Source organism: Pseudomonas sp. TWR2-1-1 (genome assembly GCF_049897045.1).
Classification (GTDB): domain Bacteria; phylum Pseudomonadota; class Gammaproteobacteria; order Pseudomonadales; family Pseudomonadaceae; genus Aquipseudomonas; species Aquipseudomonas versuta.
In genome coordinates, this window is the sequence record NZ_JAFCVM010000023.1 from 1 (window position 1) to 1,243 (window position 1,243).

The following is a 1,243-nucleotide window of genomic DNA, read 5'->3' on the forward strand; positions in this document are numbered from 1 at the left end:
TGAACTGGTCAAGTAATCTTGGACACCAGTTAAGGTTTACGCCGCCAGCCGCTCCCTCGTGACTGGCGATCGATAATCGTTGTAGCTGTGAGGCCTGACAGTGTTGTAACGCGATACATAGTGCTGCACATCCGCTCGGGCCTCATGTTCTGATCCATAGCCGCTTTCCGGAACCCATTCTGATTTCAGACTTCCAAAAAAACGCTCCATCGGGGAGTTATCCCAACACTCGCCTTTACGGCTCATGCTTTGCCGCAGGCCATTCTTCAGTAGCTCATTCCTGAACTTATGGCTGGTGTATTGACAGCCTTGGTCGGAGTGAAACAGCACATCTTTGGGCCAACCTCGTAGTTCAACCGCCATCCGTAAGGCCTCGCAAGTCAACGTGGCATCAGAAATCATCGAAAGCGACCACCCCACGATTCGGCGGGCATACAAGTCCAGAACTGCAGCGAAATACAGCCACCGTTTTCCCACCTTGATGTACGTCACATCGCCACACCACACCTGATTCATCGCCGTGACATCAAACTTACGCTTGAGTACGTGCGGCGCCACCAGGGCTTCCACGCCGGGCGATTTGTACTTATGACGTCGGCGCTGACGACTGGCGATCCCGGCTTCGCGCATCAAACTGCGGGCCAGGTATCGCCCGACGCGATGACCGTTCTCTTGCAACTGCTTCGCCAAAGTTCTTGCCCCTGCAGATGCCCTTGATGCTCTGTGATGCTTGACCAGTAAGGCTTTGAGCTTCTCCCGCGCGGGATTCACTTTGCCTTGGCGCTGGAGCCAGGCGTAAAAGCTGCTGCGATTAACTCCGAACGCTCGACAGCAATTGTTAACGCCGTACTGCTCGTCCAGCTCATCGATCAACGAGAATGATCTTTGGCGTCCAAAAGCAGGAGAGCACTGGCCTTTTTTAGGATTTCGATATCCAGGTCTTTTTGCCTGAGCAAGGCTTTAAGTTGCTGGATCTCCCGCTGATCCGCGGTAATCGCCTTAGCGCCCACAGGGGTTGAGCCCAAGCGCTCTTTGCGAACTTGATCGACCCAACGGCGCAAAGCCGTAGGGCCGATATCCAGACTGGCACAGACCTCGGGAACCGGCTGACCCTCATCCAGCACCATGCTGGCGGCCTTGAACTTGAACTCACTCGAATAAGATTTACGCATATCCAAACACCTCAGATTTGGGCGCAATCATAGCGCCCGATTGAAGTGTCCAAAATCATTAGGCCAGTTCA

The 1,243-nt window shown here is 54.0% G+C and carries 2 protein-coding genes; both read right to left on the bottom strand.

Translation table 11 applies throughout. The features are described from left to right. Window positions 1-36: 36 nt before the first annotated feature. A complete protein-coding gene (locus ACP7BO_RS23780) occupies window positions 37-873 on the bottom strand; it encodes an IS3 family transposase (RefSeq protein ID WP_426212965.1) in 837 nt (278 codons plus the stop codon). Continuing rightward, the gene (locus ACP7BO_RS23785) at window positions 870-1,172 is read right to left on the bottom strand and encodes a transposase (RefSeq protein ID WP_426212966.1); all 303 of its coding nucleotides are present in this window, start codon (window positions 1,170-1,172) and stop codon (window positions 870-872) included. Before ACP7BO_RS23785 ends, ACP7BO_RS23780 begins: the two co-directional genes overlap by 4 nt. Window positions 1,173-1,243: the final 71 nt, after the last annotated feature.